Origin of the sequence: Mycobacterium sp. E735, from assembly GCF_001666955.1 — a bacterium.
Lineage (GTDB): Bacteria > Actinomycetota > Actinomycetes > Mycobacteriales > Mycobacteriaceae > Mycobacterium.
This window is the reverse complement of the sequence record NZ_LZIX01000011.1, coordinates 1-25013: the sequence shown is the minus strand read 5'-3', so window position 1 is coordinate 25013 and position 25013 is coordinate 1. Positions and strand designations below refer to the sequence as shown.

Genomic DNA, 25013 nt, shown 5'->3' with positions numbered 1-25013 from the left:
GGGCTCCCTAGAACGCCGCCACGGCTTGCGGGTCGGACGCCTCGGCACCGTACTTCCGCGCGGCGGCGAAACCGAGTTCCAGGTCGGCCAGGATGTCGTCGATGCCCTCGATCCCGACGGCCAGCCGCACCAGGCCCGGCGTGACGCCGGTGGCCAGCTGCTCGGCCGGGCTCAGCTGGGCGTGCGTGGTGGACGCCGGGTGGATCACCAGCGAGCGCACGTCGCCGATGTTGGCGACGTGGCTGTGCAGCTTCAGCGCGTTGACGAACGCCTTGCCGGCCTCGACGCCACCGGCCAGCTCGAAGGCCAGCACGGCGCCGGTTCCCTTGGGCGCCAGCTTCTTCGCCCGCTCGTGCCACGGCGAGCTGGGCAGGCCCGCGTAGTTCACCGACAGCACGCCGTCGTGACCCTCGAGGAATTCGGCGACCCGCTGCGCGTTGGCGACATGCCGCTCGACGCGCAGGCTCAGGGTCTCGATGCCCTGGGCGACCAGGAACGCGTTGAACGGCGAGGCGGCCGACCCGAGGTCGCGCAGTAGCTGCACCCGCGCCTTGAGCGCGTACGCCGGCGGCCCGAGCTCGGCGAACACCACGCCGTGGTAGCTCGGGTCGGGCGTGGTGAAGCCGGGGAAGCGGCCCTGCGTCCAGTCGAAGGTGCCGCCGTCGACGATGACGCCGGCGATGGCCGAGCCGTGCCCGCCGAGGTACTTGGTGGCCGAGTGCACGACGATGTCGGCGCCGTGGGCGAACGGCTGGATCAGGTAGGGCGTGGCGATGGTGTTGTCGACGATCAGCGGTATTCCGTTGGAGTGGGCGACCCCGGCCACCCCGGGAATGTCCAGCAGGTCGATCTGCGGGTTGGAGATCGTCTCGCCGAAGAACGCCTTGGTGTTGGGCCGCACCGCGGCCTGCCAGGAGTCCAGATCGTCCGGGTCGTCGACGAAGCTGACCTCGATGCCGAGCTTGGCCAGCGAGTAGTGGAACAGGTTGTACGTGCCGCCGTAGAGCCGCGGGCTGGAGACGATGTGATCTCCGGCACACGCGAGGTTCAGGATCGCGAAGGTCTCCGCGGCCTGCCCGGAGCTCAGGAAGAGCGCGGCCACGCCACCCTCGAGGGCGGCGATGCGCTGCTCGACGACGTCGGTCGTCGGGTTGCCGATCCGGGTGTAGATGTTGCCCGGCACCTCAAGCCCGAACAGGGCGGCGGCATGGGTGGTGTCGTCGAACGTGTACGAGGTGGTCTGGTAGATCGGCAGGGCGCGGGCGTTGGTGGCCGGGTCCGGGTGCTGGCCTGCGTGCACCTGCCTGGTCTCAAACGACCAGCCGGCGGTCGGATCGGTGTCGTCGTTGCTGGTGGCATCGCTCATGGAAAGCTTCCCCTGTCTGGCTCAGGGGCCCGTCATGGCGGACCCGCGCTTGCCGGATAGCCGGTGCTTGGCTACTCAACCTGGTCATCACCCGGGGCACCCCACCGCGGTTGGAGGGTTGCCGGCCAGCAAGCCGGGGCTTGATGCTGGCGCTCATGACCAATACGAAGATTAGCTTACTGTGCCGACTGGATGCCAATGGCAGGTCGACACCTGCCCAAACGCCCTTGATAACGTGGCAGGAAGAACGCTGAGCCCCCCAGAGATCTGACCGAATATTCGAGGATTTTGACGCCGGGAAGAAGGACCGTGAGCGCCGAACAGCCGACCGTCATCTACACACTGACCGACGAAGCGCCGTTGCTGGCGACCTACGCCTTCCTGCCGATCGTGCGCGCCTTCGCCGAGCCGGCGGGCATCGAGATCAAGACCAGTGACATCTCCGTGGCCGCCCGGATCCTCGCCGAGTTTCCCGACGATTTGACCGAAGAGCAGCGGGTTCCGGACAACCTCTGCGAGCTGGGCGAGCTGACGAAGCTGCCAGACACCAACATCATCAAGCTGCCGAACATCAGCGCCTCGGTGCCCCAGCTGATCGCCGCCGTCAAGGAGCTGCAGGACAAGGGATACAAGATCCCGGACTTCCCGCAGAGCCCGAAGACCGACGAGGACTCCGAAATCCGCGCCCGCTACGGCAAGTGCCTGGGCAGTGCGGTCAACCCGGTTCTGCGGCAAGGCAACTCGGACCGCCGCGCGCCGAAGGCGGTGAAGGAGTACGCGCGCAAGCACCCCCACAGCATGGGGGCGTGGTCGCCGGCTTCGCGCACCCACGTCGCCACCATGCGGCACGGCGACTTCTATCACGGCGAGAAGTCGATGACGCTGGACCGCGACCGCAACGTGAAGATGGTGCTGGAGACCAAGAGCGGGAAGACCCTCGAGCTCAAGCCCAAGGTGGAGCTGCGCGACGGCGACGTCATCGACTCCATGTTCATGAGCAAGAAGGCCCTGGTCGAGTTCTACGAGGAACAGATGCAGGACGCCTACGAGACCGGCGTGATGTTCTCGCTGCACGTCAAGGCGACGATGATGAAGGTCTCGCACCCGATCGTGTTCGGCCACGCCGTCAAGGTCTTCTACAAGGACGCGTTCGCCAAGCACCAGGAGCTCTTCGACGAGCTCGGTGTCAACGTCAACAACGGATTGGTCGACCTCTACAACAAGATCGAGTCGCTGCCCGCGTCGCTGCACGAGGAGATCATCCGCGACCTGCACGCCTGCCACGAACACCGTCCGGAACTGGCGATGGTCGATTCGGCCAAGGGCATCACCAACTTTCATTCGCCCAGCGACGTGATCGTGGACGCGTCGATGCCGGCGATGATCCGCGCGGGCGGCAAGATGTGGGGCGCCGACGGGCGGCAGAAGGACACCAAGGCCGTCAACCCCGAGTCGACCTTCTCCCGGATCTACCAAGAGATCATCAATTTCTGCAAAACCCACGGCCAGTTCGATCCGACGACGATGGGCACCGTCCCCAACGTCGGTTTGATGGCGCAGCAGGCCGAGGAGTACGGCTCGCACGACAAGACTTTCGAGATCCCCGAAGACGGCGTCGCCAACATCGTCGACCTCGACACCGGGGAGGTGCTGCTCAGCCAGAACGTGGAGGAGGGCGACATCTGGCGGATGCCGATCGTCACCGACGAGGCGATCCGGGACTGGGTCAAGCTGGCCGTCACCCGGGCGCGCAACTCCGGCATGACGGTGGTGTTCTGGCTGGACACGGAACGGCCGCACGAGGTGGAGCTGCGCAAAAAAGTCAAGGCGTACCTGAAGGAACTCGACACCGAGGGCCTGGACATCAACATCATGCCGCAGGTGTGGGCCATGCGGTACACGCTGGAGCGCGCGATGCGCGGGCAGGACACCATCGCCGCGACCGGAAACATCCTGCGCGACTACCTCACCGACCTGTTCCCCATTCTGGAGCTGGGCACCAGCGCCAAGATGCTGTCGATCGTGCCGCTGATGGCCGGCGGCGGCATGTACGAAACCGGGGCGGGCGGTTCGGCGCCCAAGCACGTCCATCAGCTGCTCGAGGAGAACCACCTGCGCTGGGATTCCCTCGGTGAATTCCTTGCTCTGGGAGCCTGTTTCGAAGACATCGGCATCAAGACCGACAACGAGCGCGCCAAGATCCTCGGCAAGACGCTGGACGCCGCGATCGGCAAGCTGCTGGAGAACAACAAGAGCCCGTCGCGCAAGGCCGGGGAGCTCGACAACCGTGGCAGCCAGTTCTACCTGGCGCTGTACTGGGCGCAGGAACTCGCGCAATCCGACGACGAGGAGCTGCGCGAGCACTTCGCCGCGCTGGCCGACGAGTTGGGCCGCAACGAGGACACCATCGTGGCCGAACTCGCCAAGGCACAGGGCGAGACCGTCGACATCGGTGGTTACTACTACCCGGACAGCGAGAAGACGACGGCGGTGATGCGGCCGAGCAAGACGTTGAATGAAGCGCTGGCCGCTTCGCAAAGCTCGTAAGCTTCAAGGGCCGCTAGATAGGGAGTTGACCCGATGTCCACCGACAAGATCAAGGTCAAGGGCCCGGTTGTAGAGCTCGATGGTGACGAGATGACCCGCGTCATCTGGAAGTTCATCAAAGACCTGCTTATCTTGCCGCACCTGGACATCAACCTGGACTACTACGACCTCGGCATCGAGAACCGCGACCGCACCAACGACCAGGTGACCATCGACGCCGCGTACGCCATCAAGAGGCACGGCGTGGGCGTCAAGTGCGCGACCATCACCCCCGACGAGGCCCGTGTCTCCGAGTTCAACCTGAAGAAGATGTGGCTGTCGCCCAACGGCACGATCCGGAACATCCTGGGCGGCACCATCTTCCGCGAGCCCATCGTGATCTCCAACGTGCCGCGCCTGGTGCCCGGCTGGACCAAGCCGATCGTCATCGGCCGGCATGCGTTCGGCGACCAGTACCGGGCGACCAACTTCAAGGTCGACAAACCCGGCACCGTGTCGATCACGTTCACGCCGTCCGACGGCAGCGAGCCGATGGTGCACGAGGTGGTGTCCATTCCCGACGACGGCGGCGTCGTGATGGGGATGTACAACTTCAAGGAATCCGTCCGCGACTTCGCCCGCGCCTCCCTTTCGTACGGCCTGAACGCCAAGTGGCCGGTGTACCTGTCCACGAAGAACACCATCCTCAAGGCCTACGACGGCATGTTCAAGGACGAGTTCCAGCGCATCTACGACGAGGAGTTCAAGGACAAGTTCGAGGCCGAGGGGTTGACCTACGAGCACCGGCTGATCGACGACATGGTGGCCGCCTGCCTCAAGTGGGAGGGCGGGTACGTGTGGGCCTGCAAGAACTACGACGGCGACGTCCAGTCCGACCTCGTCGCGCAGGGCTACGGCTCACTGGGGCTGATGACGTCGGTGCTGATGACCGCCGACGGCAAGACGGTCGAGGCCGAGGCCGCGCACGGCACCGTCACCCGGCACTTCCGCCAGTATCAGGCCGGCAAGCCGACCTCGACGAACCCGATCGCCTCGATCTTCGCCTGGACGCGCGGGTTGGCGCACCGCGGCAAGCTGGACGACACCCCCGAGGTGATCGAGTTCGCGCAGACGCTCGAGGACGTGGTGGTCTCCACGGTCGAGAGCGGGAAGATGACCAAGGACCTGGCCATCCTCATCGGCCCCAAGCAGGAATGGCAGCAGAGCGAGGAGTTCCTCAACTCGATCGCCGAGAACCTGGAAAAGAAGCTGGTCAGCTAGCCGACGGGTTGGCGCCGCGGCTCGCCGCGTTGCACTCGTCGAGGAACGCGATGACCAGTCCCGCGACGCGGTCCGGCGCCTCGAACATCGGGATGTGCCCCACGCCGTCGAGCTCGGTGACCTGGTGGTCGTCGGGCAGGTGGGTGGTGAAATGCCTGCTGAACCGGGGGGCGGGCACGATCCGGTCCTTTTCGCAGATCACCAGGTGCGCCGGGACGGCGTTCTCGGCCAGCTCCTGCAGGCCGTGCAGCAGCAGCGACTTGACCAGCAGCTGGAAGTAGGCGGGGCAGTGGGCGACGTCGTCGATGCAGCCGAGCAGCTGCTCGTCGGTGACCCCGTCGGGCCGCGCGCTGATCGCGTAGGTGGCCAGCTGGCGGCTGAACGGCAGGCGCATCACCTTCGGGCCGAACAGCCAGGCCAGCACCAGCAGCGGAATGCCCAGGATGAACTTGGCGATCACCTCGAACTTCGCCGGGCTCCAACGCGTCCACCCACCGGCCGGGGCGATGCCCATGACGCTGCGCGCCCGCCCGCGCCGCTCGAGTTCGAACGCGACCCAGCCACCCAGCGAGTTGCCCACGATGTGGGCGGTGTCCCAGCCCAGCTCGTCCATCTGCTGTTCCACGTGGTCGGCCAGGACCGCCGAGGACAGGAACCAGGTCCCCGCGGAGGGGCCGCCGTTGTGGCCGGCCATCGTCGGGGCGAACACCTCGTACCGTCCGGTGTCGGCCAGCCGCCGGGCGACGTCCTCCCAGACCGCCTGGGACAGCAGGAACGGGTGCAGCAGCAGGACCGGCTCGCCCGAGCCGAGATGGATCGGTGGCCGCGTCCCCGTGTTGCTGTTGATCCTCTTGCTCCCCATACCGCCGACATTAAATGCGGTACCGCCGGTACCGCAAGCGAGCGCCCGGCCGGCCGGGCGCCGCGCGCTCGCGAGTGTGCGGCTGGCCGCATACTCGGCGGCGAGGGTGAAGCCAGCCGCGCACTCGGCGGCGGCGCATGCCCGGCAAGACCCGCGTGAAAAGATCGGTGCATCATGAGCACCGCTACCGGATCCGGCCGGATTTTCTCCGGCGTGCAGCCCACCTCCGACTCGCTCCACCTCGGGAACGCGTTGGGTGCCATCACCCAGTGGGTCGCGCTGCAGGACCAACACGAGTGCTTCTTCTGCGTCGTCGACCTGCACGCCATCACCATTCCCCAGGACCCCGAGGCGCTGCGCCGCCGGACCCTGGTGACGGCGGCCCAGTATCTGGCGCTGGGCATCGACCCCGCCCGCAGCACCATCTTCGTGCAGAGCCACGTGCCCGCCCACTCTCAGCTGGCCTGGGTGCTGGGCTGCTTCACCGGGTTCGGGCAGGCGTCGCGGATGACGCAGTTCAAGGACAAGTCGGCCCGCCAGGGCGGCGACTCCACCACCGTGGGCCTGTTCACCTATCCGGTGCTGCAGGCCGCCGACGTCCTGGCCTACGACGCCGAACTGGTTCCGGTGGGCGAGGACCAGCGCCAGCATCTGGAGCTGGCGCGCGACGTGGCGCAGCGGTTCAACAGCCGGTTCCCCGACACCTTCGTGGTGCCCGATCTGCTGATCCCCAAGGTCACCGCCAAGATCTACGACTTGCAGGACCCGACGTCGAAGATGAGCAAGTCCGCGGCCACCGACGCCGGCTTGATCAACCTGCTCGACGACCCCGCCGCGTCCGCGAAGAAGATTCGTTCGGCGGTCACCGACAGCGAGCGCGAGATCCGCTTCGACACCGAGGCCAAGGCGGGCGTGTCGAACCTGCTGACCATCCAGTCGGCGGTCACCGGCGTGGCCATCGACAAGCTCGTCGAGGGTTACGCAGGACGGGGTTACGGCGACCTGAAGAAGGACACCGCCGAGGCGGTCGTCGAGTTCGTCAGCCCGATCAAGGCGCGCGTCGACGAATTGCTGGCCGACCCAGCCGAATTGGAGGGCGTGCTCGCGGTCGGGGCCGAGCGCGCCGAGGATGTCGCAGGCAAGACCGTTCGGCGGGTCTACGATCGGTTAGGGTTCCTTCCGCAGCGAGGATGAGTTCACCATGAGCGAGCCGGCCAAGGCAGGCCTCCTCGGTCGGCTGCGGGCCCGGCACGGCTGGCTCGACCACGTCATCCGCGCCTTTTTTCACTTCAGGGATTGCAGTGGCAACCTGCTTGCGGCCGGCCTCACCTACTACACGCTTATCGCGTTATTTCCCTTGCTGATGGTCGGTTTCGCGCTGGGTAGCTTCGGATTGTCGCGTCATCCTGAGCTACTGGGCACGATCGACGAACACGTCCGGTCCTGGGTGTCCCCCGAGTTGGGGCAGCACCTGGTCAACCTGATCCATTCGGCGATCGCGGCCCGTGCATCCGTTGGTGTGATCGGGTTGGTAGTCGCGGCCTGGCTGGGCCAAACGTGGATGTATCGCCTCCGGGAGGCGCTGGGCCGAATATGGGAGCACCCAGTGGACTCCGTGGGTTTCGTCCGCACGATACTGTCCGATCTGGCCGCCGTGGTGGGGACGTTGGTAGTGGTCGTGATCACCATGGGACTGTCCGCGCTGGGACACGAGAAGCCAATGCGAGCTGCGCTGAAATTGCTTGGTATACCGGAACTTTCGGTGTTTCACTGGGTATTCCGAGTTATTTCGGTGCTGACGGCGTTCGCGGTGTCGTGGCTGGTGTTCAGCTGGGTGATCGTGCGATTGCCGCGCGAGTCGGTCGGCATCGTCACGTCGATGGAGGCCGGCTTGATTGCGGCCGCCGGGTTCGAGTTGTTCAAGCTGTTGGGATCGCTCTACCTGAAGATCGTGCTGCGCAGCGCCGCCGGGGCCACCTTCGGTCCGGTGCTGGGTTTGTTGGCGTTCGCGTACGTCACCTGGCTCTTGGTGCTGTTCAGTACCGCCTGGGCCGCGACGGCGTGGGACGGCCCCCGCGCCCGGCAGGCAGACCCGCCGGGGATCATCGCCCCGGGGGTGCAGCCGGCCGCCGACGCGCCGCCACAAGCTGGGATCCCTGCGGTGGCGCGGGGTAAGAACTCCTCATGACCGAACCTGCAAAGCCCGGAATCCTCGACCGGTTGCGGGCCCGGCACGGCTGGCTCGACCACGTCATCCGCGCCTACCAGCGCTTCGACGACCGCAACGGGGGGTTCTTCGCGGCCGGCCTCACCTATTACACGATCTTCGCGTTATTCCCTTTGCTGATGGTGGGTTTCGCGGCCTTCGGGTTCATCCTGGCCCGGCGCCCGGAGCTGCTGAAGACGATCGACGACCATATCCGGTCCCAGGTCACCGGCGCGCTGGGGGACCAGCTGCTGGATCTGATGAACTCCGCGATCGCCGCGCGCACGTCGGTGGGTGTCATCGGCCTGGCCACCGCCGTCTGGGCGGGCCTGGGCTGGATATCGCATCTGCGGCAGGCGCTGACGGAGATGTGGTGGGACGAGCGCATCGAGTCGCCCGGCTTCGTCCACAACAAGTTCTCCGATCTGTTGGCCATGCTCGGGACGTTCGCGGTGATCGTGGCCACCGTCGGCCTGACCACCATTGGCCATGACGCGCCGTTGGCGGCGTTGCTCAAATGGCTCGGCATACCGCAACTCGTGGTGTTCGACTGGTTCTTCTGGCTGCTGTCGATCGTGATCTCGACGGCGGTGTCGTGGTTGTTGTTCGCCTGGATGATCGCCCGGCTGCCGCGCGAGAAGGTCAGCCTGACCGATTCGATGCGGGCCGCGCTGATGGCGGCGGTCGGGTTCGAGATCTTCAAACAGGTGGGATCGCTGTACCTGCGGGCGGTGCTGCGCAGCCCCGCGGGCGCGACGTTCGGCCCGGTGCTGGGTCTGATGGTGTTCGCCTACGTCACCTCATACCTGGTGCTCTTCTGCACGGCGTGGGCGGCGACGGCCTCCGGTCACCCGCGCACCCGCCACGTCGCCCCTCCCGCGCCGGCGATCATCGCCCCCCGTGTGCAGCTCGACGACGGCATCGGCACGCGCCAGACGTTGACCGCGATGGCGATGGGAGCCGTTGGGGCGCTGGCCCTTTCCCGCATCACCCGGCGGCTTCGTTAGCGGCCTACCCGCCAACGGCCGGCGACCATGACCGCCGTAACCCGCAGATCACCGTCCAGCACAACCAGATTCGCGTCATAGCCGGAGCGCAGGAAGCCGATCCGCTCGAGGCCGAGCGCCCGCGCCGGGGTACCCGAGGTCGTCAGCGCCGCGGCGGCCAGCCCCGCACCGGCGTTGACGTTGCGAAAGAGCGCGTCCATCGTGGCGGTGCTGCCCGCGATCGTCGACGTCCCCCGCACCCGTGCCACCCCCGAGACGACGTCGACGGCCACCGCGCCGAGGCGAAACGGCCCGTCCCCACGGCCGGCCGCGGCGATGGCGTCGGTGACAAGGGCGACCCGGTCGGGCCCCGCGGCCGCGATCACCGCGTCCACGACGGCCGGGTGCACGTGCACGCCGTCGGCGATCAGCTCGACGGTGACCCCCGGGTCCCGGAGCAGGGCGAGCGCCGGCCCGGGCTCGCGATGGTGCAGTGGCGGCATCGCGTTGAACAGGTGGGTGCCGACCGTGGCGCCCTGCGCGATGGCGCGTTCGACCTGCTCGTAGGTGGCGTCCGTATGCCCCACCGCCACAACGACTCCGGCGTCGCGGAAGCGGCGGATCGCTTCGTCGGCGCCGGGCAGCTCCGGGGCGAGCGTGACCATCCGGATCGCGCCGCCGCCCGCGGCCAGCGCGGCGTCGACCTCCGCCGGATCCGGGGCGCGCAGGAGCGCGGGGTCGTGCGCCCCGCAGCGGGCCCGGCTCAGCCACGGCCCCTCCAGGTGGATGCCCGCGACGATCCCGTGCCGGGCGGCTTCGGCCAGCGCGCGCACGCCGGCGAGCAACTCCGCCGGCGAGGTGCTCACCAGGCTGGCGAGCGTGGTCGTGGTGCCGTGCCGCAGGTGGAATTCCGCCGCACCGGCGATGCCCTCGCCGTCGGTGGGGCCGTCGGTGTAGGACGCCCCGCCGCCGCCGTGCACGTGCATGTCGATGAAACCGGGGACCACGGCCCCATCGGGGAAGGCGTCGTCGGCCGGGCGGGGCGGGGCCCCGGCGCCGCACGCCACGATCCGCGGCCCGTCCGTCTCGAGCCATCCCGGCCGGCGGACCCATCCGTCGAGCACCATCGTGCCCGCGGCGATCAGTCCCATCGGCCGCCGTTTTCCCAGAAGTAGCGGATCTCCTCGAGTTGGCGGCCCTTGGTCTCCGGCGCGTACCGGTAGACCACGACGAACGCGACCGCAGCCAGGGACGCGAACACCGCGAAAGTTCCCGCGCCGCCGAGGGAATGGAGCATGGTGAGGAAGACGGCGGCGACGATCGCGTTGGCCACCAGGTTCGAGGTCAGCATCGTGCTCGACCCGATGGAGCGCAGCCGGGACGGGAAGCTCTCGCTGGCGTACACCCAGCCCAGGGAGCCGAAGCCCATCGTGTAGCCGAAGATGAACAGCACGATGCCGGCGAATCCGAGGACCGCGCCGCCGATGCCCCGCCCGAACACGGCCATCAGCACGACGTCGGCGGCGATCATCATGGCGATGCCGGACAACAGGATTGGGCGCCGGCCCAGCCGGTCGACCAGCAGCAGCGACGCGCCCACGGCCGCCAGCCCGGCGACCTGAACCAGGGCCGGCAGCGCCAGCAGCGCGAAATTTCCGGTGAAGCCCATGGCCTGGAAGATCCGCGGGCTGTAATAGATGATCGCGTTGATGCCGGTGATCTGGATCAGAAAGCCGAGCGTGATCACGAAAGCGGTGGCGCGCGAATACGGCGGCCGCAGCATCTCCGACCAGCCGCCCTTGTGACCGCGGGAGCCCTCGCCGAGCGCGCGGCCGATCTCGGCGAGTTCCTCGTCGACGCGGGCGTTGGGCTCCACGCGCAGCAGCGCCCGGCGGGCCTCCTCGAGGCGGCCCTTGAGCACGTACCACCGCGCCGTGTCGGGCGCGCGAATCAGCAACGGCAGCAACACGATGGCGGGCACGGCGGCCAGTCCCAGCATCCAGCGCCAGCTGTGCGACCCGGCCAGCAGGTAGCCGGTCAGGTAGCCGACGATGAGCCCGCTGACGATGGCAAGCTGGTAGGCCGTCAGCAGCGAGCCGCGCACCGCGGTCGGGGCGGACTCCGCCACGTACACCGGCACCACCACCACCGCCACGCCCAGCGTCAGGCCCAACAGGAGCCGGGCCGTCAACAGCATCGGCAGGGACACCGACAGCGCGCCCAGCAGAGCGAACACCGCGTAGGCGACCAGGAGCAGCACCACCGACTTCTTCCGCCCGATCGCGTTCGCCAGCACGCCCGCGCCGAGCGCCCCGGCGATCTGCCCGATCACCACCATCGTCGTCAGCAGTTCTTGTTGCCGCGTGGACAGCCCGAAGTCCTCGGTGACGTACAGCTGCGCGCCGGCGATGATGGACAGGTCGTAGCCGTAGATCAGGCCCACGCTCGCGGCGGTCAGCGCGACCGCCAGGCCGCGCCGGGCGTTGGTCATCTGGGTGAGTTTAGTGTCGCCGCCGACGGGATCGACGCACTCGCCGTCGGCGCTGTCAGCTAATCGCTATGGGGACTTCGCAGTCCGCAGCCGATCGCGCAGCACCTCGATGACACGCTCGGGGTCGTCGGGGCTGATGCACGGGCGCACCCGGCGTCCGAGGTGGAGCACCAGAAGCGTTCGCTTGCGGCCCCGGCGGACGTCCAGCGGGAACCAGTACCGCGGGTCGCCCGCGCCCCAGATCCGGCCTTTGCCGCTGTTCCACGTCATCTGCTCGGCCTTGACGCCCTGGATCCTGCCGTACGGGATGCGCTTCGGGTTGGCAAACGGGAAGTAGTAGCGCCGGATGGTGATGCCGTCCTCGTCGAGCCGGAGGCCGGGGTCCTCATACAGGGCTTCGCTCATCCGCAAGACGGTGCCACAGCAAACTTCTACGGTCAACGATGCTGTGGCCGGCGGTTCATCGCGCGCGCCACCATGATCAGACTGAACACGATGATCGTTCCGATGACGGCGACGCCCACCCGGATCGGCAGCGCGTCCGCGGAGGGAATCAGCCCGGCTGCCTCGGCGCCGTTGGCCTGCCGGTCGGCGGCGCTGTCGCGTTTGGCGGGCGCCAGCGAGGGGTCGGGTTCGATGAGGTTGCCGACCTGGGTGCCCTGTGGCGTGCTGAAGCCGTAGTCCAGCAGGTGCGCGGCCTGCTCCCACGGGGCGATCGGCACCCGCGTCCCGTGCAGCAACACCGCCATCAAGCGTCGCCCGTTGTGGTTGGCGGCGCCCACGAACGTCTGGCCGGCGTCGTCGGTGTAGCCGGTCTTGCCGCCCAAGGCGCCCGGGTACTTGTAGAGCAGCTGGTTGTCGTTCTCCAGTTCGTAGCCGGGATGGTCGCCGTGGCCGGGGAAGTCGAACGTCCGCGTCGCGACGATGTCGGCGAAGGTCGGGTTCTGCCAGGCGTAGCGGTAGAACAGGCCGATGTCGTAGGCCGACGTGCTCATGCCGGGCCCGTCCAGCCCCGACGGCGTGGCCACCCGGGTGTCCTTGCCGCCGAGCTTGGCGGCCAGCACGTTGATCTTCTCCACGGCTTGCTGCATGCCGCCGAGCTGCATGGCCAGCGCGTGCGCGGCGTCGTTCCCGGAGTGCATCAGCAGGCCGTGCAGCAACTGGTTGACGGTGAAGACCCCGCCTTCCTCGACGCCGACCTTGGTGCCCTCGGCGGCCGCGTCGTCGGCGGTGCCGGGCACCGACTTGTTCAGGTTGAGCGCGTTGATGGACGCCATCGCGATCAGCACCTTGATGATGCTGGCGGGCCGGTGCCGGCCGTGCGGGTCCTTGGCCGCGACCACCGCGCCGCTGTCCAGGTCCGCCACCAGCCACGCGTCGGCGGAGACGTCGGTCGGCAGCGGTGGCGTATCGGGCGCGGCGACGATGCCGCAGCTGCTCAGCGCCTCGCCGCCAACCGGCTTCGGCGGCACGGCCAGCGGGATCGGCGGATCACCGGCTTGCGGGACCTCCGACGAGTCGACCGCGGGCGGGGTGTTCACCTTGAAGGGGCAGTTGGCGGTGGCGGCGTTGGGCTCGGCGCCGGGCTCGGCACTCGCGATCGGCGCGGCGACGGCAACCGGAGCGGCGGCCACGAAAAGGGCCGCTGCCAGGCATGACGCGGGGCGTAGGAAGTCCATTGCCTGTGCACATTAGGCGATCGCGGGCGCGATTCGAGGGAGCCGCGCTGTGACTGGTGAGACGGAAGTTGCGACGCCGTCGGGCGGCGGCAACGCGGGGGAGCCACTACGCTGAGCATGCCGCCACCGTGGCGGCGCCGAATCTTCCGCCGAACCGCGAGGGCCAAGACATTCCCAACGATCGATTCTCGTTTCGTCGGCGGCGCAAGAGCGACGCTCCGCGGTCGCTGCAACAACTGCTCAGGGAGGTCGAGAAGGCGTCGCAGGTCCGGCGCTCCGGCCTGGAAAGTGTGCTGATCGAACTGCAGCACCATCGAGACGCGACGCCCGACGCCGGCCTGCGCGAGGCGCTCACCTGGCTGTGCAACGCGGTGTCGCGGATGGTCAGCAACCCGAACGCCGCGCATTCGCGTGAGGTGCTGATCGCCGCCGACGCGGTGAAGCGCGTCTAAAGCTTTCCAGGCACCTCGCCGAGCACGCCGCGCAGGATGGATTCGATGGTGTCGAATTCGGCCTGACCGCTGATCAGCGGCGGCGCCACCTGAACCACCGGATCGCCGCGATCGTCGGCGCGGCAGTACAGGCCCGCCTCGAAGAGCGCCGGCGACACGAAGCCGTGCAGCACCCGTTCGCACTCTTGCGCGCTGAACGTTTCCTTGGTCGCCTTGTCCTTCACCAGCTCGATGCCGTAGAAGAACCCCTCGCCGCGGACGTCGCCGACGATGGGCAGGTCGTAGAGCTTCTCCAGCGTGGCGCGGAAGGCCGACGCGTGCTTCCTGACGTGGTCGTTGAGGCCCTCACGCTCGAAGATGTCGAGGTTGGCCAGCCCCACTGCCGTCGAAACCGGATGTCCGCCAAAGGTATAGCCGTGCGGGAAGACGGTGGCGCCGTCGTTGAACGGTTCGAACAGCCGCTCGTCGGCGATCATCGCGCCCAGCGGCGAGTAGCCCGACGTCAGGCCCTTGGCGCAAGTGATCATGTCGGGCACGTAACCGAGGTCGTCGCAGGCGAACATCGACCCGATCCGGCCGAACGCGCAGATCACCTCGTCGGACACCAGCAGCACGTCGTAGGAGTCGCAGATTTCGCGCACCCGCTCGAAATAGCCCGGCGGAGGGGGAATGGCGCCGCCCGCGTTCTGCACCGGCTCCAGGAACACCGCGGCGACGGTCTCGGGGCCCTCGAACTCGATGGCCTCCGCGATCCGGTCGGCGGCCCACCGCCCGAAGCCCTTGGGGTCGTTGGCAAACGGCTCGGGCGCGCGGTAGAAGTTCGTGTTGGGCACCCGGAAGCCACCCGGTGTCACGGGTTCGAAGGGCGCCTTGTACGCGGGCAGGCCGGTGATCGCCAGGGCTCCCTGGGTGGTGCCGTGGTAGGCGATCGACCGCGAAATCACCTTGTGCTTACCGGGTTTGCCGGTCAGCTTGAAATACTGCTTGGCCAGTTTCCACGCGGTCTCCACGGCCTCCGTCCCGCCGGTGGTGAAGAACACCCGGTTGAGCCCGCCCGGGGCATAGCCTGCGAGGCGCTCGGCGAGCTCGATTGCGGTCGGGGTGGCATAGCCCCAAAGCGGGAAGTACGCCAGTGTGCTCGCCTGCCGGGCGGCGACCTCGGCGAGTTCGGTGCGACCGTGGCCGACCTGAACGGTGAACAGCCCCGACAGCGCGTCGAGGTAGCTTTTGCCCCGGTCGTCGAAGATGGTCACGCCCTCGCCGCGGACGATGATGGGCGGCGTGATGCCGGCGCCGTGCCGGGCGAAGTGCAGCCACAGGTGCTCTGTCATGGTGTCTGTGAGACTAGCCGCCGGCTCTGATGGCGTGGCTCCTTACTCGCGCCGTTTCGGCGCTCGCCGTCGCCGCGCTGGATTTGATGGCGTGGCTCCTTACTCGCGCCGTTTCGGCGCTCGCCGTCGCCGCGCTAGGCTCGCGATATGACCGGGACCGAACAGGTCTCACAATTCGAAGCCCTGCGACCCCACCTGATGGCGGTCGCCTACCGGCTCACCGGCACGGTCGCCGACGCCGAGGACATCGTGCAGGAGGCGTGGCTGCGCTGGGACCGGCAGGGTGCCGAAATCACCGACCTGCGGGCCTGGCTGACCACGGTGGTGAGCCGGCTGGGCCTGGACAAGTTGCGCTCGGCCGCGCACCGGCGCGAGACCTACACCGGGAACTGGCTGCCGGAGCCGGTGGTGACCGGCTTCGACCGGGCGGACCCGCTCTCGGCGGTCGTTTCCCGCGAGGACGCCCGGTTCGCGGCGATGGTGGTGCTGGAGCGGCTGTCGCCCGATCAGCGGGTGGCCTTCGTGCTGCACGACGGGTTCGCGGTGCCGTTCGCGGAGATCGCCGAGGTGCTCGGCATCAGCGAGGCCGCCGCGAGGCAGCTGGCGTCGCGGGCCCGCAAGGCCGTCAGCGCGGCCCCGCCGCCCAGGCCCGACCCCTCGCACGACGAGGTGGTCGGCCGGCTGATGGCCGCGATGGCCGCCGGCGACCTGGACACCGTGGTCTCGCTGCTGCATCCCGATGTCACCTTCACCGGCGATTCGAACGGCAAGGCGCCCACGGCCGTTCAGACCATCCGCGGCCCGGACAAGGTGGTCCGGTTCATGCTGGGCCTGGCGCAGCGGTACGGCCCGGGGATGTTCACCTCGTACGAGCTGGGGCTGGTCAACGGCGAGCTCGGCATCTACACCGCCGGCCGCGCTGCTGCCGACGGGTATCGGGAGATGTTGCCGCGGATCATGGCGGTGACGGTGCGCGACGGAAAGGTCAGCGCGCTCTGGGATATCGCCAACCCGGACAAGTTCGGCGGCTCTCCGCTGCGCCGGCCCTGACACCCGACCAGCGGGCGTGACTATCTTCGGGCGAGCTTGCGCGCCAGCCGAATCCCCTGGCGCGCGGTGAGGTGCGGTAGGTAAGCGCGGCTGATCGCGTTGGCGATCGCGGGCAGCGTCGACGGGTCACGGTAGGCCATGTACAGGGGCCGGTACTCGGGCTGGAACTTGGCCTTGAAGCTGAGCAGCGAGCGAAACCCGTACACCGGCTCGAGCGCTTTGCCGGTGACATCGAGGATGCGGTCGAGCGCCGTGACCTCGTTGCCCCGCGCCAGCCGGGCCAGCGGGGCCCCGGAGAGGCTGAGGAACTCCGCGCCCTCCTCCCGAAAGCTCTGTGCCGCAGAGGCAATCAAGAACTCCATCACGCCCTTGAAGGGACTGCTGCCTCGCCTGCGCATGAAGTCCAGCGTCCAGCCGACCGTTTGCCCGTCCCGGTAGACCGGCAACCAGCTGGTGATGCCGTGCACGATCCACTGCTCGTCCACGGCGATCAGGCAGCGCACGGTCGGGTCGTCGAGCTCGTCCAAACCGCCCAGCGTCCAACCCATCTCGGGCATGCCCTTGTCGGCCACCCACTCCTCGGAGATCACCCGCACCTGGTCGCGTATCGACAGCGGCGCCTCCGGGTAGCTCGTCCACTCGGCGCGGATGCCCTCTTTGGCCGCCTTGTTCAGCGCGGTGCGAATGTCTTGCCACTTCTTGCCTTTGAACTCCAGCTCGGCCAACGGCACCACGGTGTCCTCGGCCACCTGCACCGCGTACCACCCCAGCTCCACCGCGCGGTCGCGGACGTCCTCGGTGATGCTGTACATGCACGCCGTCCAGCCGTTGCGGTCGCAGAACCGCTCGAAGCCACGTAGCGCGTCCGCCCGCGCACCCGGATCGCCCAGCGGGCCCCCGGTGGTCAGCGCCACGGCGGCGACAACGCGGTAGGCGAATGCCGCGTGCCCGTCCTCGGTGAACCAGTACACGTTGCCCGGCCAGGTGCTCATGTAGGCCAGCGACGATCCGCTGTTGGCCACCATCAGGTTCCGCGCCCGGGTCCGTGCCTCGTCGTCGACGACGACGCTGGCCCGCCAGAAGCTGACCAGCAGGCCGGCCAGCAGCATCACCCAGAACACGGCGCCGCAGAACTCCCATGCCAGCAGCGCAAGCCCGCTGTTGGGCAGGAACTTTGCGCTGTGCGCCAGTTCGTAGGCCGGCGGCAGATAGCGGGTCGGCAGATCGGAGATCAGCTGAGAAAGGTTGGGCGGGGGGTCGAATTCCTTGCGCTCCCAATAGGCGATCAACAGGTAGCCGCCGGCGGTGAGCGCGGCGGTGGCGGCCAGACCCAGCCCCAGCCGCAGATAGGTGGCCCGTGGTGCGGTCACCGTGAACAACGGCCGGGTGAACAGCAACAACGCGATCATCAGGCAGGGGACCACGATCGGCGCGATGAGAATCAACGTGTCGTGGGCGAACGAATAGGTGTCGTCCGCGTCGTGCACGACGGATCCCGCGTCGGCCGCATCGCGGGTCCACAGCACGGCGAACCAGGCGCTGCCCGCGACCAGGGCGGCGTTGAGCAGTAGCGCCAGCCACCACGCGAAGCGGCGCCCGCGGCGCAACCCGACCGCGGCCGCCAGCAACAGCAGCGCCGGGCCCACCGAGGTGATCGCCGAGCCCACACCCGTCCCCAAGGTCTGCGAGACCGCCAGCCGGCACGCTTCACTCAACCCGGGGTCGGCGCACAGCTGATGCATGCGCTCGCTGTCCTCGGCGGGCGAGGCGAACAGCGATTGCAAGATCCGCAGCGGGCCGTAGCCGGGGTAGGCGAGCCAGGCGCCGGTGGAACCGAGCAGGGTCAGCAGCGGGCCGAACGCCGTGGCCGCGACCACGGTGCCCACCAGCACCCTGGACTCCGAGCGTGAGGGCGGCGAGACGGCGGCGCGCGCTTCCGAGCGGTAGAGCAGCCAGCCCAGCAGCAGTCCGACCACCGCGCCGAAAACCCGCAAGACGTCGAGCAGGGTGCCCGAATACAGCGCGAACACCACTACGCCGCTGAACATCACCAATCGCAGCCGGCGTCGCCAGAGCGCCGACAGCTTGAACGTCATCACCACGGCGAGGCAGACCAGCGCCGGCGTGGTGCCGACCGCGACCTCCTTGTCGAGGTTGGTCAACCACGAGTCACCGGTGTGTGCCAGCAGCGCGACGGCACCGACGCCGAGCAGGCTGCTCAGCACCTGGCCGGTCACCAGGAACAGCGCGGTCCGGCGAGGACCGAGCAACCGTTCGGCGGAAACGCCCACGGCCAGGGTGAACAGCGTGGCGACCACGTAGGCGGCCAGCGACACGTTCCACAGCCCGGCGGTGAACGGGGTCCACCAGAAGCCGCGCTCCAGCTGGGACGTGCCGACGGCGACTTTCGAAACGAGGCCGTGGGGCATGCCCGGCGAGTTCTCGGTGTTGTTCGACCACACCGACCACGCGTGGGTGATCGCGCCGAGCACCCACAGCGCGACGACCAGCCCGACGGTTACCGGCGACTGCCGCAGCAGCGCGAGCGCCCGCCGCGCGTTGTGCTGCACGACGGCGCGCTTGTCGAGCACCGCGGTCGGTGCGTCGAGCACCGCGGCGGTCATTGGGTCAGCCCCGTGCGCGTCGCCAGCCAGGGAATCGCCGCTTCGAACGAGGCCCGGAACACGGCGAAGGTGTGCCCCCCGGGAAATTCCTGCCACTGCGCCTTCATGCCGGCCTGCCGGCAGGCCTCGTAGATCTCCCGCTGCTGGGGGTTGTAGACCCGGTCGTCGGAGCCCGCCGTGATCAGCGCGTTGGTGTCGGGATACTGCCGCTTGGCCATGATGTCCTTCGGTGTGACGTTGTTGTAGGCGGCCTCGTCGCCGTTGAACAACTTGGCGACGATTTCGGCGTGGCTGGTCAGGATCGGCTCGCGCTGCCCGGACATGTCCACCAGGTTCGGAAAGGTCTCGGGGGCGCGAAGGGCCACCAGCAGCGAGCAGGTTCCTCCCGACGACAGGCCGCCGACGCCCCACTGCCGGTGGTCCCGGCTCACTTGCAGGTTCGCCGACACCCAGCGCGGAAGGTCCTCGGCGAGGTAGGTCTGCGGCCTGCCCCAGGCGGAGTCGACGCAGCTGGGATTGTTTTCCGCGACGCCCTGTTGGTCGGCCATCACCACCACCGGGGCCAGCCCCTTGTGCTGCGCGGCGAACTGGCCGAGCGCGTCGTCGATGTGCACCTTGTCGATCCAGTCGCGCGGCGCCCCCGGGTCGCCGGGAATGACCACGAGCACCGGCAATTCGGGCCGCGGCGTCGCCAGGTATGCCGGGGGCAGGTAGATCAGCGCCTCACGCGGGGTGAACCCTCCCGAAGCCGGAATCGACGCCTTCACCACCTTGCCGTCCGTGGGCATGTTCGCCGGCGGCTGCCACAGCTGTTCGAGGGTGCCGCCCGCCGAGGCGCGCACCGCGCTGGCCTGGCTCGGCGTGACCGAGGACAGGTCGCCGACTGGGTGCAGCAGCGGGTTGACCAGCTTGCGTGCGGTGGTGAACGCCGCGTAGTGGATGTTGGCCTGCGCGGCGATCACGACCACCGACCACAGCACGCCCAGCACCATCAGCGCGCGTGCCGGCCAGCCGGACCGACGCATCCTGACGGCCGACAGGCACGACACCAGGGCGGCGAGCCCGCCCCACGCGAACAGAGTCCACGGGATGATGTCGGGGTAGGGATGCCAGCGGTAGTTCACTATGAAATAGCAGGCTGCCGCGACCGCCGCCGCGATAGCCACGCACAGCGGCACCGCCCGTAGCCACCACCGGCGCTCGCGCCGCCACAGCAGCGCGACCACGAGGCCGACCACCGAGACCGCGATCAGCGCCTGCGCCGGGAAGTCGATCAGCGACCAGTCCAAGGGTGACTTCATACCCCTCCGTTTGGCTTCGCACCAGTTCCGCAACCTGTATGCGCCGGCAAGCCGGCCCCCGGTCCGCCGTGGCCGATCCCGTAGTGACTAGCGACGAGCCCAGGAGTAATCGCTGTATATCACGACGTTCGAGCGGTTTTCGGATCTCTGCGAAAAGATTCACCCGCCGCTCTTTTCGCGCGCGAACAACGTTGCGGTGGGCGCTGATGCCTTCAATGTCGCACCGACCGGACGGCGGCGGTTGCTGAGGCCGCCGTCGGCGACGACCGGCGTCAAGACACGCCGATGTGATTTTCGCGATCGGCGTGTGCAACGAAAAGACTTGCGCCCTAGGGGATATCGCCGAGGCGAACGAGTTCGCCGGCGCTGGGCTGCGGCCGGCGTGGCCGCCAACGCGATAGCGACCAGCGGTGGGACGGGCGTTTAGCGGCAATGGATTCAATGTCGGTCACCGCGGGGGTGGGGGCGACCGGATTCACCAACAAGCGTGCGGATTCCTCGACCAGCGCGGTCACGCTGTCGACGACGGGCTTGCCGGCCATCTCGGCGTCGACGACACCGAAGAGCTCATTGCAGTCCAGCAGCAGCGCGTCCACGTCGTCGCCGATCGCGGCGATCGCCCGGAGGAATTGCCCCGGGACGGGGATCGGAGTCCGGGACCGCCGAAGCGATTCGATGAACCGGTCGATGATCTCCTGATCGCACGGGGCCGGCGCCACGACGGTGATGCCCACCTCGGCCAGGCCGCGCTCGTAGGCCGCGGACGACACCATGATGCTCGACGCGAGCAGGCCGACCCGGCGGACGTCGAGCCGTCGCAGCGTCCGAGCCGTCGCCTCGACCATCCCGACGCATGCCGGTGCGCCCGCCGCGCGTTCGATCGTGGTGGCGTTGCATGCGAGGGCGATCACGTCCGCGCCGCTGCCGGCGAGCGATCGAGACGTCCGTTTCCGGCGATCGGGGGATGCTATCCCCCGACTTCGTCCGCCCAGGGCACGCGGCAGGCGTCGCCGGAACTGAAGCCCTGCTCGGTGATGCCCAGCGCGGTGTTCATCCGGGCCCGCATGTTCTCCACGCCGATCTGGTAGGTCAACTCGATCACGCCGGCATCGCCGAACCGGGCGCGCAGGTCGGCGACCTGCTCGTCGGTGACGGCGTGCGGATCGGTGCTCATCGCGTCGGCATAGCGGATCGCGGCGCGCTCGTCGTCGGTGAAAAGTGGTGAGCTGGCGTAGTTGTCGATGTCTTTGAGCCGTTCGATGTCCAGGCCGTCGAGGCGCTGCAGCATGGACCCGAAGTCGACGCACCACGAACAGCCGATGCTGCGCGCGGTCCACAACACCGCCAGCTCACGCACGCCGACCGGCAGCGCCTTGGACGCCCGGTCGATCATCGTCTCGTGCACGGCGCCGGCGACCATCAGCTTGCGGTGGTGGGCCGTCACGGTGAACGGTTCGGGGACCTGGCCGTAGCGCCGCTTGGCGATCCGGTACATCGCGCGGGTCAGCAGGCCGGCGCGCCGGGGGGACAGGGGCTCGATGCGGGTTCTCTGTGTCATACCCCTGAAGACGGGATGGGCCGCCAAAGTGTGACGGACGGAATGCGCCTCGCGTGGCGCCGGAGAGTCGTAGCATGCGGCTAGCCTTTCGACGTCGATGAGCGGTGGTGTGATTGCGAGTCAACGATGACCGCGGTGTCTAGCCGGCGGGCCGATCAGTACGACTGGCTCTCCGGCTACCTCGCTTCGCGAGGCCTCAGCGGCGCCACTCGGGCCGTGATGGCGTTCATTTCGGCATCGATGGTGTTGTGCCTGATCGCCCTGCTGGCCGGCTCGGACGGTCCCCGCGGATCGGTACCGGTGGCGATGATGTGGGTGGCCGTCGCGGGCGGGGTGGCGGGGGTGTTCCTGTGGGCGTGGCGCTGGCCGACTCGCGGCCAGTCCATCGCGTTCGGCCTGACGTGCAACACCGCCAGCGCGCTGGCGTGCCTCGCGCATCCGAACCCGCTGGCCGCGCTGATCGGCTGCATCGCCTTTGCGACCTTCGGCGCCTACATGGCGTTCTTTCACACCACCGGATTGGTGCTGTACAACTTCGCGGTGGCCGCCGCGGTGGGATCCTGGGAGGCGTTGTCGCTCGCGAGATCCGGGCATCCCAGCCTCGCCGGGGTGGATCTGTGGCTGGTGATCGAAGTCAACATCGCGCTACCGCTGGCCATCCGGATCCTGATGCGCGCCTTGACCGGAGATCTGCTGCAGGCCGACCGGGATCCGTTGACCGGCCTGCTGAACAGGCGCGCATTCCAGCACGAGGCGCTCGGGATGATCGTGGCGCGCCGGGGCATCGACTCCCACCTGGTGGTCATGCTGATCGACCTCGACCATTTCAAAGCGATCAACGACAGGCTCGGTCACGCCGCCGGGGACCGGGCGCTCGTTCAAGTCGCCCAGGCCCTGTTGGCCGCTTGCGACGACCAGGCGGTGGTGGCGCGCAGCGGCGGTGAGGAATTCCTGCTGGTCGGCACCGCCAAGACCTGCAACGCCGAATCGTTGGCCACGCAGGTGTGTCGGGTCATCGCCGCGTCGGCCGCGGGGGTGACGGCCAGCATCGGCACCGCCTGCGCCCAGATCGACGACACTGGAGCCGAACCGCAATCGCTGCTGGCCGAGTTGGTCACCGCCGCCGACACCGCGATGTATGAGGCCAAGCGGTTGGGCGGCAACCGAAGCAATCATCACGAGCTGTGCGACCCGCGCAGATGATCAGCGGGTGAACATCAGCGCGCGCTTGACCTCTTGGATCGCCTTGGTGATCTGGATGCCGCGCGGGCAGGCCTCGGTGCAGTTGAACGTGGTGCGGCAGCGCCACACGCCGTCGACCTCGTTGAGGATGTCCAGGCGCTCGGCGGCGGCCTCGTCGCGGCTGTCGAAGATGAACCGGTGCGCGTTGACGATCGCCGCCGGGCCGTAGTAGCTGCCCTCATGCCAGAAGATCGGGCAACTGGTGGTGCAGGCCGCGCACAGGATGCACTTGGTGGTGTCGTCGTAGCGGGCGCGGTCGGTGGGGCTCTGAATGCGTTCGCGCGTAGGGGGATTGCCGCTGGTGACCAGGTAGGGCTTGACGGCGCGGTAGGCGTCGAAGAACGGCTCCATGTTGACCACCAGGTCTTTTTCCACCGGCAGCCCACGGATCGGTTCGACCGTGATGGTGAGTTGCTTGCCCTTCTTCTCGGGCAGCAGGTCGCGCATCAGCACCTTGCAGGCCAGCCGGTTGACGCCGTTGATGCGCATGGCGTCCGAACCGCACACGCCGTGGGCGCAGGAGCGCCGGAAGGTGAGCGTCCCGTCCAGGTAGCTCTTGATGTAGATCAACAGGTTCAGCAGCCGGTCGCTGGGCAGGCAGGGCACCCGAAAGCTTTGCCAGCCACCGGTTTCCGCGAAGGCGTCGGGGTTGTCGGGGTTGAACCGGGCGATCTTCACGGTCACCAGGACCGCGCCATCGGGGATCGGCGGTAGTGGCGGCTCGGGTCCCCGCTCGATGTCTGCCTCGACCGTGTCGGTCATCAGTACTTCCGTTCCTTCGGTTCGTAGCGGGTCTGCACGACGGGCTTGAAGTCCAGCGCGATGTCGCTCAGCAGGTCGCTGCCCTGCTTGTAGGCCATGGTGTGGCGCATGTAGTTCACGTCGTCGCGGTTCGGGTAGTCCTCCCGGGCGTGCCCGCCGCGGGACTCCTTGCGGTTCAGCGCGCCGACCACGGTGACCTCGGCCAGCTCCAGCAGGAAGCCCAGTTCGATGGCCTCCAGCAGGTCGCTATTGAACCGCTTTCCCTTGTCGTGCACCGTGATTCGCGAGTACCGCTCCTTGAGCGCGTGGATGTCGGTCAGCGCCTGCTTGAGCGTCTCCTCGGTGCGGAACACGGCGGCGTTGTTGTCCATCGACTGCTGCAGCGCGCCGCGGATGTCGGCCACCCGCTCGTTGCCGTGCTCGCTCAAGATGTCACCGACCCAGCCGACGACCATCGCCTCCGGGTTGGGCGGCATGTCGACGAAGTCGTGCCCGTCGGCGTAGTCCGCGGCGGCTATCCCGGCCCGACGGCCGAACACGTTGATGTCCAACAGCGAATTGGTGCCCAGCCGGTTGGCGCCGTGCACCGACACACACGCGCACTCGCCGGCCGCGTACAGGCCCGGCACCGTGGACGTGTTGTCCCGCAACACCTGTCCGGTGACGGTGGTGGGGATGCCGCCCATGACGTAGTGACACGTCGGGTATACGGGGACCAGCTCGTGCACCGGGTCGACGCCCAGGTAGGTGCGGGCGAACTCGGTGATGTCGGGCAGCTTGGCCTCGAGCACGTCCTCGCCGAGGTGGCGCACGTCGATGTAGACGTAGTCCTTGTGCGGGCCGGCGCCGCGGCCCTCCAGCACCTCCAAAACCATTGAGCGGGCGACGATGTCGCGGGGCGCCAGGTCGACGATGGTCGGCGCGTAGCGCTCCATGAAGCGCTCGCCCTCGCCGTTGAGCAGTCGCCCGCCCTCGCCGCGCACCGCCTCGGAGATCAGGATGCCCAGCCCCGCCAGGCCGGTGGGATGGAACTGGTGAAACTCCATGTCCTCCAACGGAAGTCCCTTGCGGAACACGATGCCGATGCCGTCGCCGGTGAGCGTGTGCGCGTTGGAGGTGGTCTTGTACATCCGGCCCGAGCCGCCGGTCGCCAGCACCACGGCCTTGGCGTGGAAGACGTGGATCTCACCGGTGGCCAGCTCGTAGGCCACCACGCCGGTGGCGACCGGGCCGCTCGGCGTCTGCGTCAGAACCAGGTCCAGTGCGTAGAACTCGTTGAAGAACTGCACGTCCTGC

General features: G+C 68.2%; 19 protein-coding genes, 2 pseudogenes and 1 riboswitch. Of the genes and pseudogenes, 8 read left to right on the top strand and 13 right to left on the bottom strand.

Annotation, left to right across the window (positions count from 1 at the left end; all coding sequences use genetic code 11):
* Positions 1 to 7: 7 nt before the first annotated feature.
* Positions 8 to 1366 carry a bifunctional o-acetylhomoserine/o-acetylserine sulfhydrylase gene (locus A5704_RS01360; protein WP_067751953.1) on the bottom strand — a complete coding sequence of 453 codons (1359 nt, stop codon included), beginning with the start codon at positions 1364 to 1366 and terminating at the stop codon, positions 8 to 10.
* Between the two features lie 40 nt (positions 1367 to 1406).
* A riboswitch (SAM riboswitch) is annotated at positions 1407 to 1527 on the bottom strand.
* A gap of 148 nt (positions 1528 to 1675) precedes the next feature.
* On the opposite strand from A5704_RS01360, the gene A5704_RS01355 reads away from it, so the two are divergent.
* Positions 1676 to 3913, top strand: coding sequence for an NADP-dependent isocitrate dehydrogenase (locus A5704_RS01355; protein ID WP_067751951.1), 2238 nt, complete (start codon positions 1676 to 1678; stop codon positions 3911 to 3913).
* A gap of 33 nt (positions 3914 to 3946) precedes the next feature.
* Entirely contained in the window at positions 3947 to 5173 is a 1227-nt protein-coding gene (locus tag A5704_RS01350; protein WP_067751948.1) for an NADP-dependent isocitrate dehydrogenase, read from the top strand.
* On the opposite strand, the gene A5704_RS01345 is transcribed toward A5704_RS01350, so the two are convergent.
* Positions 5166 to 5963 carry an alpha/beta fold hydrolase gene (locus A5704_RS01345; protein WP_067751968.1) on the bottom strand — a complete coding sequence of 266 codons (798 nt, stop codon included), beginning with the start codon at positions 5961 to 5963 and terminating at the stop codon, positions 5166 to 5168. The two genes, A5704_RS01350 and A5704_RS01345, sit on opposite strands and share 8 nt — an antisense overlap.
* 246 nt (positions 5964 to 6209) lie before the next feature.
* Between A5704_RS01345 and trpS the strand changes: the two genes are divergently transcribed.
* The 3 genes from trpS to yhjD (A5704_RS01330) are packed head-to-tail and all read left to right on the top strand — an operon-like array spanning position 6210 to position 9248.
* Entirely contained in the window at positions 6210 to 7229 is a 1020-nt protein-coding gene (trpS, locus tag A5704_RS01340) for a tryptophan--tRNA ligase (RefSeq protein WP_067751945.1), read from the top strand.
* 7 nt (positions 7230 to 7236) lie between these two features.
* On the top strand, positions 7237 to 8223 hold the full coding sequence (gene yhjD, locus A5704_RS01335) for an inner membrane protein YhjD (protein ID WP_067778837.1): 987 nt from the start codon (positions 7237 to 7239) through the stop codon (positions 8221 to 8223).
* On the top strand, positions 8220 to 9248 hold the full coding sequence (yhjD, locus tag A5704_RS01330) for an inner membrane protein YhjD (RefSeq protein WP_067751939.1): 1029 nt from the start codon (positions 8220 to 8222) through the stop codon (positions 9246 to 9248). Before yhjD (A5704_RS01335) ends, yhjD (A5704_RS01330) begins: the two co-directional genes overlap by 4 nt.
* Here the strand turns inward: yhjD (A5704_RS01330) and nagA are convergent.
* From nagA to A5704_RS01310, 4 genes are all read right to left on the bottom strand, one after another.
* Positions 9245 to 10378 (bottom strand): N-acetylglucosamine-6-phosphate deacetylase, encoded by a 1134-nt coding sequence (gene nagA, locus A5704_RS01325; RefSeq protein WP_067778839.1) that lies wholly within the window; start codon positions 10376 to 10378, stop codon positions 9245 to 9247. The two genes, yhjD (A5704_RS01330) and nagA, sit on opposite strands and share 4 nt — an antisense overlap.
* Positions 10369 to 11718: a sugar porter family MFS transporter gene (locus A5704_RS01320; RefSeq protein WP_067778842.1), complete on the bottom strand. Its 1350-nt coding sequence runs from the start codon at positions 11716 to 11718 to the stop codon at positions 10369 to 10371. Before A5704_RS01320 ends, nagA begins: the two co-directional genes overlap by 10 nt.
* Positions 11719 to 11784: 66 nt before the next feature.
* Positions 11785 to 12123: a hypothetical protein gene (locus tag A5704_RS01315; RefSeq protein WP_067751930.1), complete on the bottom strand. Its 339-nt coding sequence runs from the start codon at positions 12121 to 12123 to the stop codon at positions 11785 to 11787.
* A gap of 32 nt (positions 12124 to 12155) precedes the next feature.
* A complete protein-coding gene (locus A5704_RS01310) occupies positions 12156 to 13397 on the bottom strand; it encodes a D-alanyl-D-alanine carboxypeptidase family protein (RefSeq protein ID WP_067751927.1) in 1242 nt (413 codons plus the stop codon).
* Positions 13398 to 13624: 227 nt separating this feature from the next.
* On the opposite strand from A5704_RS01310, the gene A5704_RS01305 reads away from it, so the two are divergent.
* Complete coding sequence (locus A5704_RS01305; RefSeq protein ID WP_067751965.1) at positions 13625 to 13849, top strand: hypothetical protein; 225 nt, start codon at positions 13625 to 13627, stop codon at positions 13847 to 13849.
* Here the strand turns inward: A5704_RS01305 and A5704_RS01300 are convergent.
* A pseudogene (locus A5704_RS01300) lies at positions 13846 to 15207 on the bottom strand (aspartate aminotransferase family protein); the annotation flags it as partial. The gene A5704_RS01305 and the pseudogene A5704_RS01300 sit on opposite strands and share 4 nt — an antisense overlap.
* Positions 15208 to 15327: 120 nt before the next feature.
* Between A5704_RS01300 and A5704_RS01295 the strand changes: the two are divergent.
* Positions 15328 to 16230, top strand: a complete 903-nt coding sequence (locus tag A5704_RS01295) for a sigma-70 family RNA polymerase sigma factor (protein WP_067887028.1) — start codon at positions 15328 to 15330, stop codon at positions 16228 to 16230.
* 20 nt (positions 16231 to 16250) lie between these two features.
* On the opposite strand, the gene A5704_RS01290 is transcribed toward A5704_RS01295, so the two are convergent.
* The 4 genes and pseudogenes from A5704_RS01290 to A5704_RS28140 form a co-directional block, all read right to left on the bottom strand.
* Positions 16251 to 18854 carry a bifunctional lysylphosphatidylglycerol flippase/synthetase MprF gene (locus A5704_RS01290; RefSeq protein WP_067887025.1) on the bottom strand — a complete coding sequence of 868 codons (2604 nt, stop codon included), beginning with the start codon at positions 18852 to 18854 and terminating at the stop codon, positions 16251 to 16253.
* Positions 18851 to 20155, bottom strand: coding sequence for an esterase family protein (locus A5704_RS01285; RefSeq protein WP_067887022.1), 1305 nt, complete (start codon positions 20153 to 20155; stop codon positions 18851 to 18853). Before A5704_RS01285 ends, A5704_RS01290 begins: the two co-directional genes overlap by 4 nt.
* A gap of 329 nt (positions 20156 to 20484) precedes the next feature.
* Entirely contained in the window at positions 20485 to 21126 is a 642-nt protein-coding gene (locus tag A5704_RS28675; protein ID WP_255396401.1) for an aspartate/glutamate racemase family protein, read from the bottom strand.
* Positions 21123 to 21747 (bottom strand): annotated as a pseudogene (locus tag A5704_RS28140) (carboxymuconolactone decarboxylase family protein); the annotation flags it as partial. The gene A5704_RS28675 and the pseudogene A5704_RS28140, both read right to left, overlap by 4 nt.
* 92 nt (positions 21748 to 21839) lie before the next feature.
* On the opposite strand from A5704_RS28140, the gene A5704_RS01270 reads away from it, so the two are divergent.
* Complete coding sequence (locus tag A5704_RS01270) at positions 21840 to 22916, top strand: diguanylate cyclase (protein WP_067783896.1); 1077 nt, start codon at positions 21840 to 21842, stop codon at positions 22914 to 22916.
* Here the strand turns inward: A5704_RS01270 and A5704_RS01265 are convergent, their stop codons facing one another.
* Together A5704_RS01265 and A5704_RS01260 are read right to left on the bottom strand one after the other, a co-directional pair.
* A complete protein-coding gene (locus tag A5704_RS01265) occupies positions 22917 to 23717 on the bottom strand; it encodes a succinate dehydrogenase iron-sulfur subunit (protein ID WP_067752035.1) in 801 nt (266 codons plus the stop codon).
* Positions 23717 to 25013: FAD-binding protein (locus A5704_RS01260; RefSeq protein ID WP_067887019.1), on the bottom strand; the 1297-nt coding region annotated here is incomplete at its 5' end. The genes A5704_RS01260 and A5704_RS01265, both read right to left, overlap by 1 nt.

Excerpts from the sequence above, each read along its gene's own strand:
- A5704_RS01285 (WP_067887022.1), bottom strand. The coding sequence starts at position 20,155 with ATGAAGTCACCCTTGGACTGGTCGCTGATCGACTTCCCGGCGCAGGCG.
- A5704_RS01310 (WP_067751927.1), bottom strand. The coding sequence starts at position 13,397 with ATGGACTTCCTACGCCCCGCGTCATGCCTGGCAGCGGCCCTTTTCGTG.
- A5704_RS01350 (WP_067751948.1), top strand. The coding sequence starts at position 3,947 with ATGTCCACCGACAAGATCAAGGTCAAGGGCCCGGTTGTAGAGCTCGAT.
- A5704_RS01270 (WP_067783896.1), top strand. The coding sequence starts at position 21,840 with ATGACCGCGGTGTCTAGCCGGCGGGCCGATCAGTACGACTGGCTCTCC.
- A5704_RS01295 (WP_067887028.1), top strand. The coding sequence starts at position 15,328 with ATGACCGGGACCGAACAGGTCTCACAATTCGAAGCCCTGCGACCCCAC.
- A5704_RS01320 (WP_067778842.1), bottom strand. The coding sequence starts at position 11,718 with ATGACCAACGCCCGGCGCGGCCTGGCGGTCGCGCTGACCGCCGCGAGC.
- trpS (WP_067751945.1), top strand. The coding sequence starts at position 6,210 with ATGAGCACCGCTACCGGATCCGGCCGGATTTTCTCCGGCGTGCAGCCC.
- A5704_RS01360 (WP_067751953.1), bottom strand. The coding sequence starts at position 1,366 with ATGAGCGATGCCACCAGCAACGACGACACCGATCCGACCGCCGGCTGG.
- A5704_RS01265 (WP_067752035.1), bottom strand. The coding sequence starts at position 23,717 with ATGACCGACACGGTCGAGGCAGACATCGAGCGGGGACCCGAGCCGCCA.
- nagA (WP_067778839.1), bottom strand. The coding sequence starts at position 10,378 with ATGGGACTGATCGCCGCGGGCACGATGGTGCTCGACGGATGGGTCCGC.
- yhjD (WP_067751939.1), top strand. The coding sequence starts at position 8,220 with ATGACCGAACCTGCAAAGCCCGGAATCCTCGACCGGTTGCGGGCCCGG.
- yhjD (WP_067778837.1), top strand. The coding sequence starts at position 7,237 with ATGAGCGAGCCGGCCAAGGCAGGCCTCCTCGGTCGGCTGCGGGCCCGG.
- A5704_RS01315 (WP_067751930.1), bottom strand. The coding sequence starts at position 12,123 with ATGAGCGAAGCCCTGTATGAGGACCCCGGCCTCCGGCTCGACGAGGAC.
- A5704_RS01290 (WP_067887025.1), bottom strand. The coding sequence starts at position 18,854 with ATGACCGCCGCGGTGCTCGACGCACCGACCGCGGTGCTCGACAAGCGC.